The 16,786-nt window shown below is 34.2% G+C and carries 14 protein-coding genes; 10 read left to right on the forward strand and 4 right to left on the reverse strand.

Annotated elements, in window-relative coordinates:
- The first annotated feature begins 257 nt into the window (after positions 1–257).
- The gene (locus tag MK851_RS03520) at positions 258–3,446 is read left to right on the forward strand and encodes a LodA/GoxA family CTQ-dependent oxidase (protein ID WP_320241486.1); all 3,189 of its coding nucleotides are present in this window, start codon (positions 258–260) and stop codon (positions 3,444–3,446) included.
- 5 nt (positions 3,447–3,451) lie between these two features.
- A complete protein-coding gene (locus tag MK851_RS03525) occupies positions 3,452–4,591 on the forward strand; it encodes an NAD(P)/FAD-dependent oxidoreductase (protein ID WP_303507453.1) in 1,140 nt (379 codons plus the stop codon).
- A gap of 200 nt (positions 4,592–4,791) precedes the next feature.
- Here the strand turns inward: MK851_RS03525 and MK851_RS03530 are convergent, their stop codons facing one another.
- The gene (locus MK851_RS03530; protein WP_303507455.1) at positions 4,792–6,297 is read right to left on the reverse strand and encodes a hypothetical protein; all 1,506 of its coding nucleotides are present in this window, start codon (positions 6,295–6,297) and stop codon (positions 4,792–4,794) included.
- Positions 6,298–6,513: 216 nt separating this feature from the next.
- On the opposite strand from MK851_RS03530, the gene MK851_RS03535 reads away from it, so the two are divergent.
- The 4 genes from MK851_RS03535 (at position 6,514) to MK851_RS03550 (ending at position 9,562) form a co-directional block, all read left to right on the forward strand.
- The gene (locus MK851_RS03535; protein ID WP_303507457.1) at positions 6,514–6,987 is read left to right on the forward strand and encodes a nucleoside deaminase; all 474 of its coding nucleotides are present in this window, start codon (positions 6,514–6,516) and stop codon (positions 6,985–6,987) included.
- A gap of 167 nt (positions 6,988–7,154) precedes the next feature.
- Positions 7,155–7,736 (forward strand): Crp/Fnr family transcriptional regulator, encoded by a 582-nt coding sequence (locus tag MK851_RS03540; protein WP_320241487.1) that lies wholly within the window; start codon positions 7,155–7,157, stop codon positions 7,734–7,736.
- Between the two features lie 66 nt (positions 7,737–7,802).
- Positions 7,803–8,426, forward strand: a complete 624-nt coding sequence (locus MK851_RS03545) for an FMN-dependent NADH-azoreductase (RefSeq protein WP_320241489.1) — start codon at positions 7,803–7,805, stop codon at positions 8,424–8,426.
- 785 nt (positions 8,427–9,211) lie between these two features.
- Positions 9,212–9,562, forward strand: a complete 351-nt coding sequence (locus MK851_RS03550; RefSeq protein ID WP_320241491.1) for a hypothetical protein — start codon at positions 9,212–9,214, stop codon at positions 9,560–9,562.
- 82 nt (positions 9,563–9,644) lie between these two features.
- Here MK851_RS03550 and MK851_RS03555 read toward each other — a convergent pair whose 3' ends face one another.
- A complete protein-coding gene (locus MK851_RS03555) occupies positions 9,645–11,051 on the reverse strand; it encodes a glycosyl hydrolase family 18 protein (protein WP_320241493.1) in 1,407 nt (468 codons plus the stop codon).
- A 677-nt stretch (positions 11,052–11,728) separates the two neighbouring features.
- Here MK851_RS03555 and MK851_RS03560 point away from each other — a divergent pair.
- Positions 11,729–12,463, forward strand: a complete 735-nt coding sequence (locus tag MK851_RS03560) for an NAD(P)-dependent oxidoreductase (protein WP_320241495.1) — start codon at positions 11,729–11,731, stop codon at positions 12,461–12,463.
- A 43-nt stretch (positions 12,464–12,506) separates the two neighbouring features.
- On the opposite strand, the gene MK851_RS03565 is transcribed toward MK851_RS03560, so the two are convergent.
- A complete protein-coding gene (locus MK851_RS03565; RefSeq protein WP_320241497.1) occupies positions 12,507–12,932 on the reverse strand; it encodes a DUF3995 domain-containing protein in 426 nt (141 codons plus the stop codon).
- A 49-nt stretch (positions 12,933–12,981) separates the two neighbouring features.
- On the opposite strand from MK851_RS03565, the gene hutI reads away from it, so the two are divergent.
- From hutI to MK851_RS03580, 3 genes are all read left to right on the forward strand, one after another.
- Entirely contained in the window at positions 12,982–14,214 is a 1,233-nt protein-coding gene (hutI, locus tag MK851_RS03570; protein WP_320241500.1) for an imidazolonepropionase, read from the forward strand.
- Positions 14,215–14,373: 159 nt separating this feature from the next.
- The gene (locus MK851_RS03575; protein WP_303507481.1) at positions 14,374–14,676 is read left to right on the forward strand and encodes a GIY-YIG nuclease family protein; all 303 of its coding nucleotides are present in this window, start codon (positions 14,374–14,376) and stop codon (positions 14,674–14,676) included.
- 41 nt (positions 14,677–14,717) lie between these two features.
- Complete coding sequence (locus MK851_RS03580; RefSeq protein ID WP_320241505.1) at positions 14,718–15,725, forward strand: formimidoylglutamase; 1,008 nt, start codon at positions 14,718–14,720, stop codon at positions 15,723–15,725.
- Between the two features lie 242 nt (positions 15,726–15,967).
- On the opposite strand, the gene MK851_RS03585 is transcribed toward MK851_RS03580, so the two are convergent.
- Positions 15,968–16,669 carry a DNA-binding domain-containing protein gene (locus tag MK851_RS03585; protein ID WP_320241508.1) on the reverse strand — a complete coding sequence of 234 codons (702 nt, stop codon included), beginning with the start codon at positions 16,667–16,669 and terminating at the stop codon, positions 15,968–15,970.
- Between the last annotated feature and the right edge of the window lie 117 nt (positions 16,670–16,786).

A 16,786-nucleotide genomic window follows, 5' to 3' on the forward strand; every position in this document is an offset into this window, starting at 1 on the left:
AGTTTGAAGGTACGGATAACTAATAGCACTACAAAAAAATATCCTTATAATATAAAAAAGATTTCTATCCTTCATCGTTGTATTAAGCTATCAACTACTATTGTTTCTAATAATAGTGAATCTTTATAAGGATCCTCTCAAATCAAAATACCTCCAATTAATACCCAAAAACTAAACGCTTAAGAATTTCTTAAAGTCAACTCTAACTTATATTCCTTATTTTTAAGGATATAATATCAAACTTAAACTAACCAAAAATGACAAACCCCTCACAAAAAAAATCTTCATCATGTTGGAACTGCGATGGAGATATTACCCAAGTTACACAACGTTTAAAAGAAATGTTTGTTGAAATGGGACAAAAAACTCGTATTGAAAACGGACAACAACCTGCAGAAAGGGCAGTATTTAGAAAACAACACGGTATTGCCTACGGTCGTTTTGTTGTAAACAAAGATATTGAAGAAAAATTCAAAATCGGAATTTTTACTGGTGATGCTTACGAGTGTGCCGTTCGCTTTTCAAGCGATACAGGACCAACTTCTCCCGATTTACATTCAACCTTAGGGGTCGGCTTAAAACTCTTTGGTGTAGAAGGCCCTAAACTATTGGGAGATGGAACGAATGCTGATTTTATATTTCAAAACATCGACCGTTTTTTTGCACGTGATGCACAACAAATGTGTAGCTTTACCACAGCTGGTGTTATTGACCGTGATTACGACTCATACATAGCAAAACACCCTGAATTAGCTAGTATTTTAAAAGCAATGACCAAAGAAGAAGCTAGTGTATTAAGCGCTAGTTATTGGGCTATTCTTCCTTTTAAGTTAGGCGATTCTCAAACTGTAAAATATCGTTTAGTTCCTGAAGACACTTATAAAGGAACTCCTTTTAACGATAATAATTATTTAGGTATCGATTTACAACAACGGTTGTTAACCAAAGAAGCTACCTTCCGTTTCGAAATACAATTGCGTACCAACGATGCTACTATGCCTTTAGATGATGCACAGGTAGTTTGGAGCACAGAAGAAAGTCCGTATATATGTATTGCAAAATTACATTTACCTCAACAAGATGTGGCTAGTATTGGGCAAGCAGAGTTTGGAAGCAACTTAGCTTTCAATATTTGGAGAACCTTACCTCAACATGAGCCCTTAGGTTCTATTGCACAAGCAAGAAAAGTAGTGTATGCGGCAAGTGCTGAAGCACGACATCAAGCCAACGGACAGCAATTACAAGATCCCAAAGAAATCAATCCACAGTTTGAAGGTAACACCGATGAAAATAGTGACTGTATCGTAAAAGCAGGTATCTACCCTCCTATTGGCGTGATGCGTGTAGGAAATAGTGAAAACGAATATTTTATTGGTCCGTTGGTTGACAATCCTGAACCACAAATCGATCCGTATGCCTATCGCGATAAAACAGGTGCCTTAAAAAGACAAGCAGCACAGTTTAGAATCTACGGATTCAATGCTGCAGGAAAAGCAGTAAAAGAATTAACTGCTGAAAATGCCAAAATTACATGGCATAGCCATTTAGCCAATCAAAAATCATCGTGGTACCAATTTAATATCGCCTTAGATATTCCTGAAGCTGCTGACGTGCCTCCTTCTATGTTACGAAATATTGATGTAAAAGATCGTAATTCATTATTAATTGACGGAGGCGCAAAATCTATTACCGGTACCAATGTTAAAGAAGGACCTTTCTTTGAAGGTGAATTTCTTTCAAAAAAAGTGTACTTAGGTGAAATGCGTACCGATGAAAAAGGACGTTTAGTGATGTTAGGCGGACATGGGAAATCGGAAAACATCAACGGTGATATTGCCATTACGTTTGCAAATAACGAAGGTTGGTACGATGATATTTCGGACGGTCCTGTTACTGCGGAAGTTGAATACGAAGGAACAAAATTAAAAGTAGATCCAGCCTGGGTTATTTGTGCTCCACCAGATTATGCACCTATGCAAAAATCGGTACGTACAATGTGGGATTTAATGCGTGATGTAGCCGTAAAGTCTAAAATGTTGGTGCGTCCTACCAGACCATCGTTTACCAAAGACATATTACCAATTTTCCAACGTATGACCGATTTACAATGGGTAAATGCAGGTTTTGCAGGAGCTTTTGGTTTTGGAGGTCAGTTTGATTATACCACTAACGAATGGATAAAGCGATTAGGAAATCCGTCGCCTGCCTATATGGAAATGCGAAGAACTATTTCTAACAACTTCCGTCGTTTTGATGTGTCAGGAGCAGAAGCTCCTCAACTATGGCCTTGGTTGTATGGTGATGCAATTAGTATTCCTTCCACAGGATCTGTACGTCAACATGCTACGTTATCTGATTTACAATTAGAGTTTTTAGATCAATGGGTACAAGGTGACTTTGATGCAGATTATGTAGATATGACCGGATGCCCACACACACCTAAACCACCAACAATAGATGAACTTCCTGTTGCTGAACAGCCTGATATGTTAACCAAAGCTGCTATGGAATTCTGTTTAGCTGATGCTTTTCACCCTGGCTGTGAAATGACCTGGCCTATGCGTTCTTCTGGTATGTACATGGCTCCATTTAGAATTAAACATGCACCTAAAACACCGCCTGTTAATACTACATATTATGGTCCGATGATGAATAACGATATATTACCATTAGCAAAAGGTCCTATTTTAGGCGGACAAGTAGCTGGGAGTATTACGCGTTGGATGGCAATTCCTTGGCAAACAGATACAGCAAGTTGTAGAGATGGATACACTAGTGAATACGATCCATATTTACCAACGTTTTGGCCTGCTAGAGTGCCGAATAACGTTTTAAATGAAGAACGTTATAAAGAGACAGTAGATCCTAATTTATCAGAAGAAACCCGTATTCAGGCCTTTAATTTCCGTTCCGACTGGCTAGATAATCTTCCGTTAGACGGTGAAGCACCTACCTATACAAATCAAATTAATAGCATGATTAAGTATTTTGATAAGTTAGCCGTGGTACAAAAGCGTCCAGGGGTTGCACACGATCCTAATTTCCCTAAAGAAATGCAAGTGGGTATTACTCCTACTCCAGAACAAGAAGCAGCACTATTAAAAACTACCATACAAGATTTACAAGGTGTTTTAACTGCTAAACATACATTAAAGAAAGGAGTTCAAAATACAATAGATGCAGCCGTAGACAAACTATCACACGATAATTTATTAAACGAGCAATATATATTGGAAGATGCTCAACGTAGTTTATTAACGTTGACTGAAGATGAACTAGCAGAAGATTTTAAAGCAACACCAAATGTTATTAAAACCATACATTTAATTGCTTCTAAGTTACACCATATGAAACAGTCTGATTCACACCAAGAAACTACTCCAAAAAGAGTTGAAGTTGGTATTCCTGAGAAAATGACACGTTTTTCAAGGTATACTCCTAAATAATATAAATGTTGAAAGAATATAATAGTACTACTGACATACTAATTATAGGTGGTGGCATTGCAGGTTGCATTGCCGCCATTTCTTTAGTTAATCATTATAATGTTACTCTACTGGATAAACTGGTTGAACCTGTTGATAGAATTGGAGAATCATTAGCTCCTTCTGCACAACGGATTTTAAAAGAGCTGAATCTATTAGAAAACGAATCGGATTCTATAAAACAAACCATATTCCGTAATAATTTAGGAATGCAATCTTACTGGGGAAGTAATCAACTTCAAATTATTGATCATTTGAGAAACCCCGATGGTTTTTCAAGAAGTTTAGATAGAAAGAACTTTGAAGTTTACTTAAGAAAGAGTGCTTCTGAAAGAGGGGTTAACTGTATCTGGGGAACACGATTTTCTAGTAGTTCTTATGAAGATAACCACTGGAAAGTAATAACAAAGTCTGATGATTTAAAAAACAGAATTACACATACCACTCATGCTAAGTTTGTAGTTGATGCCACTGGTAGACAATCACATTTTACCAAAAGCTTAGATATAAAGCGTACACGATATGATAAATTAATCTCTTGTTGGATGAGCTTGCCTAACACACAAGAAAATACCATGAGTACCATTGTTGCTAATGAATTAGGTTGGTGGTATAGTGCTATAGTTCCTAACAACAAAAGAGTCATAGCTTTTCAAACAGATGCTGATTTAGTAGATAGAAATACGTTTAAACATCTAGATTCTTTTTTAGCTTTTACCAAACAACACGAACTCTTTGCTTCTTTGGTTGAAGGTAACGAAGCAAGTATTAACTTCCATGGTACGGTAAGTGCCAATTCTACTCGTTTAGAACAGGTAACTGGTAAACAATGGGTTGCTTTGGGCGATGCTGCTATGAGTTTTGATCCACTTTCTTCTCAGGGAATGTTTAACGCTATGGCGAATGCTATGCAGCTTCAAAAGTTACTTATAAATATTGACTTTATTAAGGATTTACATCCTGATAAGATGGAACAATTCAATATATTATATAGTCAACAAATACAACAAGTTTGGAATCATTACCTAAAGCATAAAAACTTTTTTTATAGTACTGAAACTCGATGGAAAGAAGCTTCTTTTTGGAAAAGGCGCAGTATTAGCTGATAATTTTACGGACAGGTTACTTCGTTATACCTTCCTCGTAATGACGATTGCTTTCGAATAAAGGCTTTTATGTTAGTCTTTTGGCTTTAGCCTCCTACTCTATCATTTAGAGTAAAACATGCCAACAACTAACAAAAATAAAACCTCCCCAGTAACTAAATAGACTGGAGAGGCTTTTTGTAAAGTCAATCTTAAAAACTTTACTTTAAGCTGTTTTTCATAAAGTCTTCTACTTCTTGCTTTGCTTTTAAAGCTTCTACTTGATTAAATGTTTTTCCTTCTCCTCTTAATAAGTATGCGTTAAATATGTGACTTATATACAATGGCGATTTCTTATCTGTTGAAAAGTTTACAGCGTTATGACAACTAAAACAGTTTGCTAGGTTTGATGCATTAATGTCTTTTAAGCTACTTTTAAAAGTTTGTGTATATGTTTCCATAGTAACATTAGCACAGTTTACCGATCCTCTTGCTACTGAAGTACTGTCTGGTGTTGCATTTCCTATGTTTCCTCCTAAATTATTTATTGTAGCAGTTTGCTCTTCAGGTGTCAATCCATCTGTATCAATCCAAAGAGAACCGTTGTAGAAATAGTTTTTCCATACATCAGTTAAATTCTCTTTTACACAAAGATTAAGATTCTCTATGTTATTAAAGTTTATAGGTTCTTCTTGGCTTGTGTTCATAAAGTTCCCTACGCTATCTCTTGGAACTCCATACTTAAATAAATCATACGCTTTGTATGGTAACTTCACACTATCATTACTCCATGTAATTCCATCAATTCCAGTAGTACTAATTTTTTCAAAAAGTAATTTATCAGTAGCAGAGGTTGCTTTGTTTTCTTTCCAGTTATAGTTTGGTGCTAAATCGTCATGTTCAAACGTAGCCCAAATAAATTCTGGATGATTCTCTACAATTCCTACAACATGCATTCCTAACAGTGCTACCTTTGTATTAGTATATGTTGTTCCGTCTGTACTCAACGCCGCTACCGTTGTATAGTAGTTATCAATTTCTTCTTCAGCAATAGCCGTAACAGGTGTCCATGATACTTTTAACTCTAAAGAACCTACAGGAAAAGATGCTTGATTATCTTGACTCAAAGTTCCGTTAACTATAGAATCTCTATACTTTCTTGATGCCTCTCTCATGGTAGAACTTATGTGAATTGAATAAAATACTGTTTCTGATACTCCTTCTTTGTTATACTCAGGATTTGTTTTTAATATTCCTCCTGAACCTGCTTGGGCTGTATCTTCTAATACTACAGCAGCTCCTTGTTTGGGAACTACATCTTGCATATGCGATGTTACTTGGTGCATTTTCTTAGGGTTTAAAAATAACGGTAACATTTCTCCTACATACAGAGGAACTTCTTTTCCTTCTTGTTTTACTACTAATTTTTCTATTTGATATTCTGGTTTGGTAAGCCATAAAAACTTTTGCCAAGACCATTGGTGAAAAATTGCATTGGTTGTGCTCGATACATCAAACGGACTTCCTTTTCCTTCAGCAGGGGCTGGGGTTTGTGTGTGAGGAAACCAATCACTTTCACATAAACTTTCGGTTGCTGTTTTGTTGTAAGCTACTTTTGCTACTTGCTCTACAGCATCATTTCCTTTTTTCTCCTTTTTACAAGAATAAAAAAACACAACACTCATTACTAGCATTGTATTTAAAATAAGTTTGGTTGTTAATTTCATGATTGATTAGTTTTTGATAATAGTTACAAATTAGAGAATATTTTACTAGCCTATTAAAAAAGATGTCATAACCCCATAAATTACAGTTATAAAAAGCTGTTTTTTGATACCAAGTGTAAGTAATCTTTATATTTCTACTTTAAAAAATATTTTATTTAGTAACTTGAACCAAAGAAAAGACTTAGTTTTGTAACCCTTTTTTATAAAAATTAAACAATGAATACACACGAAGAATATATGAGTGAAGCTGTAAAAGCAGCTTTAAAAGGAATGCAAAACAATGAAGGAGGACCTTTTGGGTGCATTGTAGTAAAGGATGGAGAAATTATTGGCCGAGGAAATAACAAAGTTACCTCTACTAACGACCCAACAGCTCACGCAGAAGTAACTGCTATTCGTGATGCTTGTAAAAATATAGGTTCTTTTCAGTTAGACGGTTGTGTGGTGTATACCTCTTGCGAACCATGCCCTATGTGTTTAGGTGCTATTTATTGGGCGCGTCCTGATAAAGTTTTTTACGGTAGCAACCAACAAGATGCTGCTGATATTGGTTTTGATGACGAGTTTATTTACAAAGAAATTCCACTGCCTTACGAAAAAAGAAGTATTCCGTTTGAACAAATAGGACGCGATATTGCGCTAGAACCTTTCCAGAAATGGTCTGAGAAAGAAGATAAAGTTGAGTATTAAAATACTAGCGATTTACTAAAAACACCGTCATTCCAAATAACTATGAGGAATCTTACAATCAGTAACTACCGATTTTAAAGATGTTTTTCTCTAGTTGGAATGACGTTTCTTTTTATTCTAAATCTAACTTGAAGCTTAGTTCTTACCTTTGCTTCATTTATTGTATTATGATAGAACCGTTAATCACATCAATTTTAAAATACATCAAGTTAACTTCAGAAGAAGAGAGTATCATTAAAAGCTTTTGGACTGAAAAGACTCTTGAAAAAGGAGACTATCTCTTAAGAAATGGTGATGTATGTAGAACCGATAATTTTGTAGTTAATGGAACCCTTAAAGCCTTTTATATAAATGCTGCTACAGGAACTGAAGAGGTATTATACTTTGCCATAGAAAACTGGTGGGCAACTGATATTGATAGCTTTCAACAACAACAACCTTCTATTTACAATATTCAAGCAATAGAAAAAACCAACTTGTTACAAATACGCTATGACTCTTTTCAGGAAATGCTAAAGCAAGTACCTAAATTAGAACGCTTTTTTAGAATTATACTCGAAAATTATCTTGGTAGCCTACAAAGAAGAATTATTCACAACAATGTGCATGATGCTGAACAACGGTATCTTGATTTTATAAAAGACTACCCCAAAATAGCAGAGAAAGTTCCTCAATACTTAATTGCTTCGTACTTAGGGGTAACTCCTGAGTTTTTAAGTAGAGTTCGTAAAAAACACAAGCCATCTTAAACTAGGTCAATATTTTTTACTTTTTCTACAACGAACTTTGCCATATCATGTAAACTATATTAAGATATGAACAAAGTACTTATTATTAATGCTAGTGTAAGAAATGAAAAATCGCACAGTAGGCAATTAACTCAACTCTTTGTAAAAAATTGGCAACAAAAGCATCCTAACGATACATTTTCATACCGAGAGGTTGGATTAAAAGAAATACCTCACATCAACGAAAAATGGATTGCTAGTGCGTTTATTAAGCCTGAAGACAGAACAGCTGAAAATCAATTAGGAGTTAACTTGAGCGATAAGCTAATTAAAGAGTTTAAAGAACACAATGTATATGTTCTTGGAACACCTATGTACAATTGGTCTATACCTAGCGGATTAAAAGCTTACATAGATCAACTTATGAGAATTAATGAAACATGGAAGTTCCGCTCAGGAACACCTGATGGTGATTATGTAGGGCTTTTGAAAAACAAAAAAATATTTATCCTATCAAGCCGAGGTGATACTGGCTATGGTGAAAATGAAAAAAACGAGCACATGAACTTCCAAACTACCTATTTAAAGTTTGTTTTTGGAATTATGGGGATTAAAGATGTTTCCATAATTTCTTTAGATAATGAGGAGTTTGGAGGGGCTATTTTTGAAAACTCTAAAAAGAAGATATATCAAGAAATTGGGGAAATTTAAAATATATCCTCTACAAACGAACGCTGTTAATACTTATGTTAACAGCGTTTTTTAATGTCTTCTTTATTTAACACAGCACCTAACAAACATTTTTCTACACACGCATCTATTTTTATCTTTTTACTTGTTTGGTGTTGCTCCCCTTAGGCAGTGAATGACACTCCCCTTAGGCGGGGAGTATCGTTCCCCTTACCGAGTGAGTGTCACTCCCCTTAAGCAAGGAGTGTCGTCCCGATTAGGCTTGGGGTGTCGTCCCAATAAAAAAGTTACACTATTTTATCTTCCTTTTTTTATATTTGGGAGAGTGAAATTGCTATGCCCTCTAATTATTCTACTTTTTTAAGGCTGTATTATGGTTTTACACTGTATATAAATAAGTTAACACATATTAAAAAAAATGAAAACCTTAACAATAATCATTATAACTTTTTTGGCTTCTTCTTTAGAATTTCAACAAAATTCTAATAACTTAACTGGAAAGTAGGAATGTTATCATAAAGAACTTGAAGACGGAACCAAAAAAGGCACCAATTTACTTAGCGGAGAGGAATTTGAATATTCTTGTGACGGACTAATAATCGAGTTAAAACCAGACTTTACTGGTAAAGAATCAATTGGTGAATTGAGTTTTAGGTATCAAAAAAAAGACTCTATCCTAAAATTAGGAAATCGAGATTACATTATCGAAAAGTTAACCCCTACTGAACTTATAATTAGAGATTATGATTCTAATGGTATAGGTATTTTTAATTTTAGACAGAAATTTAGAAAGAAAAAAGTATAAAATGAGAATAACAAACACATTACTAATCGCATTCTTCTCTTTAAGTTTATTAGGCTGTAACTCAAAAAAACAATTAGAAGACAAATGGGATAAACTTACCAATGCTGATAGTGAACAGGTTGAAATTAAAAGAATTGAAGAATTAAGTGACTTTATTTCAGAAATAGATGGTCATTTTAAAATGAACGGAATTACTCAAAGTAAAGACACTTTAAACCTATTAACACAAACAAAGGATTCTGTAAAAATAGACCATATAAATCTTATAATTTACTGGAGAGAAAACAGTTTCCATGCTAAAAACTGGAAGCCAATAAACCAAAACAATATTTACTTATTTTTTAGAGAGTAAACTGTATTAATAAAGGCTATGTGCCGCTTTAAAGACACATAGCCTATTTTATTTATGCTATTTTTGAATATCCTATATACTCTTACATAGAAAGCGTCTTTTCGTTTATTTCCTGAGCCACAAAAGGCTTAGCAAAAACAGCATTTAAGCTGGCAATAACTTCAGTATAACTACCATTTGCCAGCGGAACTGTTATAGTAGATCCTTTAAACGCTACTAAACTTTGTCCTGCCTCAGCAGACTGTTTAAAAGGTGTTTGCATAACTGAATCACTCATAGTTCCGAAAGGACCATAAGAAGCCCCGCTTTTACCTGTTAAAGTTATTTGTGATACACATTGCCAACCATACCACACGTCCGTATAACCAGAAATAGCCACAATTGGGTCGTTTAACGGTATATCTATCGTTTTAGCTACTCCACTATTTCCACCATGCTGTAGCAAAGTAAACACACCTTTATTATTACCTTGAGTACCCGTATTATAAGGTCCAGTTCCTGTATTTACCGTTTGGATAGCATCAAGTACATCACCTGAACGAATCGTCATTTGAGTAATGTTTGGATTCCCCGCAGCGCCAACTATCGGAGTATCGTCAAATGCGTTACTTGGTAATGGATTGGCTAACTGATTAAGAATCATAAATTGGGCTTGCTCAAACTGGAAGTTTCCAGAGTTGAAACGCCACATAAAAATGTCTTGATAATCATAAGAACCCCCGTTACTAGTAAACCCATCAAAAACCTCACTCCAAACTTGTTGAGCACTAGAGTTAGGTGCTGCATTTCCCGGTTCAAATTGCGCACCATAACCAATTTTCTCTGGCGATATTCCAGCACTTATAAATTCATATAATGGCATACCATCATAAAACTGTGGTGATACAAAATCAAATGCGTTATTTACAGTAGAATAATCAATCGAATTTGTTGGCCATGCAGGAGTAAACGACAAATAATACTTTACTGGCTGCTTATCAAACACTAAGCGAATCGTAGAAAACAAGATTTTAAATTGAGATTGAGTCATGCGTGTAGACACATCACCTTCCCAATCAACGTCCAATCCGTTCATACCAGTCTCTTTTAAGTAAGCTACCAAATTAGTTGCAAAATTAGTTGCTTCTTCTTGTTCGTTTCCACCAGATGAAAAAATTGAAGCTAGTGTGTTATCTCCCGAATAAACCATGGTTGTTAAAAACTTAATATTCGGATTCACTTGTCGGGCATCCTTCAATACAGAATTCAAATAATCTTGATTTGTAAGTCCACCTGGGTGTGATGAGTCACCTATTTTAATGGTAGTACCTTTAGTAGCCGGAACTACCTCAAAAAAAGCAATTCCAAGAGATGATACACTGTTATATACGTTGTATTTAATAAGTGATTGAAAACAACTATCAGGATTATTATAGTTTGTCTTAGGTGGTTCATCTTCATTTAAAAAGATCCAAGCGTTAATGCCGTAGGGGAATTGAGAGTTTTTCATAATATATTGTATTTAATGTTTATTAAGTTATTCTCGACATCAGATTAAAAACCTAATTAAATACATTATATATCTAACAAACCTTTAGGCTTTACCTGAGTACGAATTCAGTTTTTTAAAGTCCCCTACTGCTCTTATTATTTCATATTATTTGTTGTTATAAAGTTGAGAAATTAATAAACATGGCTTAAAAAAAAGGTAGTAAACGATTGATAATCAATCACGAACACATGTTTTACATGTATAAAAGAAAAAACACATAATTAACTGATGTACAATATTTTTAAAAGAGCACAACATACTCTATTAACAAACATTTTTCTACACACACCTATTTTTATCTTTTTACTTTCTTGAAGTTACTCTTCTTAGATATAAGATGTTGTACCTATAAAAGTTGTATCCTTTCTTGTGTTTATTTTTTATATTTGGAAGAGTAAAAATTGCTAACTGTCCGCATATACAATCATATAAACAATATATACGAGTTACCTACAAGCCAAAAAATTGAATATTATATAAATTAATGAAAGTGCAAGTAGAAACTCTTCAGGTTAAAAAAATATAACGATATAATTGTAAAGTTAGCTAAGTTCTAAACGAAAAGTAAGTACTTTTTTTGTCCCTTACTTTTCTTATACTAACCATTGTAACCAATTTAAAGAAACATATAGAGTTTGATAAAAAAAATACTAATAACTGGAGGATTTGGAAAAATAGCAAAGCATTTTGTCCAAAACTTTGAACATAAATATAAAATAACCGTTGCAGATATTGTTACAAGTAACGGAATTTTTACCGACAAAGTTCAAATTGAAAAAGCGGATTTGATGGACTTTTCTGTTTGCTTAAAGCTATGTAAAGAAGTTGATATTGTAATCCATTTAGCTGGAATAGTTGACCCAATTTCTGAATCAGATGAAATTTTGGAGACGAATATAAAAATAACTCAAAATATATTTAAAGCAGCCGTAAAAGCAAAATGTAAAAAACTAATTTTTGCAAGCAGTGCTCAAACTATTGAAAGTTACCCAACTGATATTCAAGTAAACAAAAATATGCTCGTAAAACCCAAAAACATTTATGGAGTTTCAAAATGCTTTGGAGAAGCTTTAGCCGCTTATCACGCGTATAATAATGGAATTTCTGCAATTTGTTTGCGAATTGGAGCCTACGAATTTCCAAAAGACTTTACAGAAATGAACGCAAGAGATTTAAGTGCTTTTTTACACCCTGATGACTTTAATCAGTTATTAGTTGGATGCATTGAAACAGAAAACATACAATATGAAGTTTTGAATGCTATTTCAGATAACAGATATAAACGATTAGATATAACGGAATCAAAAGAAAAAGTCGGATACCAACCAAAAGCTGATGCTTTTGAATTGTTTAAATTGATAAAGGAATAAAAACTACAATACCATATAAAAATAATTACTAGTACAAAACTAGTTACGAAAACGCTATTAACAACCCAACCACTCCTAAAAACAAACACAATGGAGAAAAAAACTTGGTATCGTTTACGGCAAACTCTGTTGCCTTGGTTTTCTTAAAAAAGCCTACATACTTAAAATCACCTATAGCTCTAATGAGAAAAATACTAGCTACAACATAAAGCCCATAGTTTTGTAGCCATGTAGGCATTGAAGGTAACGTAAATAGTTGTGTTTTTTCTGCATACACAACCGCAAAAGCACCTACTACTATAGCTACTACAAAAGTTAGTGCTTTAGGTGGGTTTATCGCTTTTTCATTTGCTGTTTTAGTAGGTATGACAGCATCTACCCATAAAGTTCCACCAAAAGCCCAATAAACGTGAATTAACGAGATAAAAAAGAGAATTAAAACGCAAATCACTCCTAAAAAATGTATCATAAATTGTAGTTTTTACCGTAAGTTTGTCTAACAAATTTAAGCATTCAACATGACAACTTTATTCATAAACATTAAAGAATTAATACAAATTAGAGAAACAAGTACTAAAAAAGTATCTGGAGCTGCCATGAGTATTTTACCTACCATAAAAAACGCTTTTTTATTGGTTAAAAATGGTATTATTACCGATTATGGTAGCATGAAAAAAGCCCCTATTTCTGCTGATAAAACGGTGGATTGTACTGGTAAAATGATGTTGCCTACTTGGTGCGATTCTCATACACACATTGTATATGCGGGTAATCGTGAGCAAGAGTTTGTAGATAGAATTAATGGTTTGAGTTATGAAGAAATTGCCAATCGTGGTGGTGGTATTGTAAATTCGGCAAAGAAGTTACAAGAAACTTCAGAAGAAGAGTTGTACCAACAATCGGCAAAACGCTTAGAAGAAGTAATTGCTTTAGGTACTGGTGCTGTTGAAATAAAATCAGGTTATGGTTTAACCGTAGATGCTGAGTTAAAAATGTTACGTGTTATTAAAAAGCTACGTGAAAACTACAACATCCCTATAAAAGCTACTTTTTTAGGGGCACACGCCTTCCCTACTGAATACAAAAACAACAGAGAAGGATACATCAATGTAATTATTGAGGAAATGTTGCCTAAAGTTGCCAAAGAAAAGCTTGCAGACTTTGTAGATGCTTTCTGCGAAACGGGATACTTTTCAGTAGAAGATACTGACAGAATTTTAACCGCTGCGCAACAATACGGATTAACACCAAAAGTACACGTAAATCAATTTACAACTATTGGTGGTGTACAAGTAAGTATAAAACACAATGCGTTGTCGGTAGATCACTTAGAAGTAATGAATACAGAAGATATTGAAGCGTTGAAAGGAACGCAAACCATGCCTGTTGCCTTACCTTCTTGTTCGTACTTTTTAAGTATTCCGTACACCCCTGCTCGTGATATTATAAATGCAGGGTTGCCGTTAGCCTTAGCTACCGATTACAACCCAGGGTCTACACCATCAGGAAACATGAACTTTGTAGTAGCAACGGCTTGTATTAAAATGAAAATGACACCAGAAGAGGCTATTAATGCAGCAACCATTAACGGAGCCTATGCAATGAATTTATCTGATGAGGTTGGAAGTATTACCAAAGGAAAAAAAGCGAATTTAATCCTTACTAAAGAGATTCCTTCGTATGGGTTTTTACCGTATTCCTTCGGAAGTAACTTAATTGATTCAGTGTTTATCAACGGAAAAGAGGTGTAAATTGCACACTGTCATTCCGAGTAATAACGTATAATCTCATTAAGGTGAGTTACGAACATTCTTGAGGTTTCTCCTTTAGTTACACTCCAGTTCAAAATGACGTTTTAACAACGTTTGTCATTCCTGCGTAGGCAGGAATCTCTTAGAAGGTATTAAAGGATGCACAAAACAAATCATCAATATTATATTTATATCATCACTAATAAAAAAGATGGGGTTTTATATATAGGTGTTACTAACAATCTTGAAAGAAGAATCTTTGAACATAAAAACAAACTTGTAAAAGGTTTTTCTTCTAAATACAACCTGGATAAATTGATTTACTTTGAAGAGCACCAATTTATTAAGGAAGCTATAAAAAGAGAGAAAAACATGAAAAAATGGAAAAGAGCATGGAAAATAAACTTAGTAATTAAAGAGAACCCTAATTGGGATGATTTAGCTAAAAACTGGTATAACTAACAAAAAGATTCCTGCCTACGCAGGAATGACAATACAACAATATGCTAACAATATTCAACGAAAAAGACATACAAGAATTTGTAGCTCCTCGTGAAGGAGAAACAAAATTAGGAGAGTGCGTTGCGGTTATCGACTCTAAAAAAGACCTACAATCAGAACTTAAAAATTCCTCTGCTTCTTTTGTTATTTTAGGAGTTCCAGAAGATATTGGTGTTCGTATGAATGGCGGAAATGGTGGTGCACACACTGCTTTTGTTCCTGCTTTAAAGTCGTTTTTAAACACCCAGCAAAACCAATTTATTAATGGAAATGACATCCTTGTGTTAGGCTATTTAGATTGTTTGGACGATGTATATAGTTTTGATGTTTCTGACAGAGAGAAAGGTGATTTATTAGTAAAAGCAATAGACAAAGAGCTTTCTAAGCTTATTAAAATAATTGTTGAGAGTGGTAAAACTCCTATTATCATTGGTGGTGGACACAACAATGCTTACGGAAATATTAAAGGGCTTTCTGAAGGGAAAAATCAACCTGTAAATGTGATTAACTTAGATGCGCATACCGATTTACGTCGTTTGGAAGATCGTCATAGTGGTAACGGATTTTCGTATGCCTTACAAGAAGGTTTTATCAACCATTACTTTATGTTCGGGTTGCATGAAAACTACACACCGCAATATGTGTTTGAAATGATTCATGATAGTTTAAACTTAGAATACAACACGTTTGAAGAGTTAGAGGTATATCAGTCTACTTCTTTTGATGGAGAATTACAACGTGCTAAAAACTTTATAGAAAATACTCCTTTTGGTATCGAAATCGATTTGGATTGTGTACAGCATTTTCCAAGTAGTGCCATGACTCCTAGCGGATTTACTCCACAACAAGCTCGTAGATTTACACATTATTTTGGAACACTACAAAATGCTTCTTATTTACATATTTGTGAGGGAGCCCCTGCAGTTGTTAAAGATGAAATAGCTAACGGACAAGTAGGAAAATATATTAGCTACTTAATTTCTGATTTTATTAAGGCTAAGAGTAATTAATTATACGTTATTACGAACCGAGATACAACAAAACTCAATTAAAAACTTGAAGGTTTAGTTACACTGAGTTTTACGGCTTTCCTCTCTGGCTACGATACTTATAACTAGGTAAGAAATACAAAAAAGTACGAGCAGATGCTCGTACTTTTTATGGTATATAGGTTTTGTTTGAAACATCAAACACTACTGTTGCCTGTTACATAACAGTAGTGTTTGGTATTAAACAACAGTACTGTTGTTACTTAGGCAACAGTAAGGCTAAATGTAGAATCACCTACCATAATATCCTTTAAAAAGCGTTCAGAATTTCCTGTTACTTGCGTTTTAACTCTAACATGGTAGTTACCTGTAGCAAGGGCTGGAACTTGACCAATAATCTTCTTATAGCTATTTTGTGCTAAATAAGAAACTTTGGTTTCGGTACCATCTTCGGCAACAAAATACAAACCAACTTCAGGTAAGTCACCCGCAACCTTTAAACGCAAACCGTTCAGCTCAAACAAACCGTTGGCAGATAAGGTAGTATTCGTAGTTGCTGTAGTAATATCTTTTAAATTAGTAATAACCGCGTTGGTAATAGGTGCAGTTACTTTTTGTAGCGGAATATCGTCTTTAATTTCGTTGATTAACTTTCCGCTGTTGAGGTTTACGTGTAGTTTATGAGTTTCAGGATTAAAACCATCTTCCTCGGTATCAAAAACTCCAGAAATAGAGTAGCCTATGTTTAGTAAAGGTAGGTTAATGTTATCGCCCTCTTCTATCGACTCGATAATTTCTTCATAGTAAGAATTAAGCACCGCTACAATATTGGTTTTACTTACTAGGTTACGTTTGCTCAACATTTTATCAATCAACTCATCTTGATTAATAGTACGCTCTGTTAATATGCGTGCTGAGTAGTTGGTTTCATCGGTTAACTTGTTTTTAATTAAATAGTACTTCATCATATTGATTTTTAAATTATTTACTTTTCCTTTTGAATACTTTTTTGGGTAGTAACACTTACAATAAGAGTTACTCCTTTTAATGAGATTCCTCACTACCGTTCGGAATGACGGTTT

It is taken from the genome of Tenacibaculum sp. 1B UA (assembly GCF_033978845.1).
Taxonomy (GTDB): Bacteria; Bacteroidota; Bacteroidia; order Flavobacteriales; family Flavobacteriaceae; genus Polaribacter.

Coding starts and splice junctions, on each gene's coding strand:
- MK851_RS03520 (WP_320241486.1), top strand. CDS start 258: ATGACAAACCCCTCACAAAAAAAATCTTCATCATGTTGGAACTGCGAT.
- MK851_RS03525 (WP_303507453.1), top strand. CDS start 3,452: ATGTTGAAAGAATATAATAGTACTACTGACATACTAATTATAGGTGGT.
- MK851_RS03530 (WP_303507455.1), bottom strand. CDS start 6,297: ATGAAATTAACAACCAAACTTATTTTAAATACAATGCTAGTAATGAGT.
- MK851_RS03535 (WP_303507457.1), top strand. CDS start 6,514: ATGAATACACACGAAGAATATATGAGTGAAGCTGTAAAAGCAGCTTTA.
- MK851_RS03540 (WP_320241487.1), top strand. CDS start 7,155: ATGATAGAACCGTTAATCACATCAATTTTAAAATACATCAAGTTAACT.
- MK851_RS03545 (WP_320241489.1), top strand. CDS start 7,803: ATGAACAAAGTACTTATTATTAATGCTAGTGTAAGAAATGAAAAATCG.
- MK851_RS03550 (WP_320241491.1), top strand. CDS start 9,212: ATGAGAATAACAAACACATTACTAATCGCATTCTTCTCTTTAAGTTTA.
- MK851_RS03555 (WP_320241493.1), bottom strand. CDS start 11,051: ATGAAAAACTCTCAATTCCCCTACGGCATTAACGCTTGGATCTTTTTA.
- MK851_RS03565 (WP_320241497.1), bottom strand. CDS start 12,932: ATGATACATTTTTTAGGAGTGATTTGCGTTTTAATTCTCTTTTTTATC.
- hutI (WP_320241500.1), top strand. CDS start 12,982: ATGACAACTTTATTCATAAACATTAAAGAATTAATACAAATTAGAGAA.
- MK851_RS03575 (WP_303507481.1), top strand. CDS start 14,374: ATGCACAAAACAAATCATCAATATTATATTTATATCATCACTAATAAA.
- MK851_RS03580 (WP_320241505.1), top strand. CDS start 14,718: ATGCTAACAATATTCAACGAAAAAGACATACAAGAATTTGTAGCTCCT.
- MK851_RS03585 (WP_320241508.1), bottom strand. CDS start 16,669: ATGAAGTACTATTTAATTAAAAACAAGTTAACCGATGAAACCAACTAC.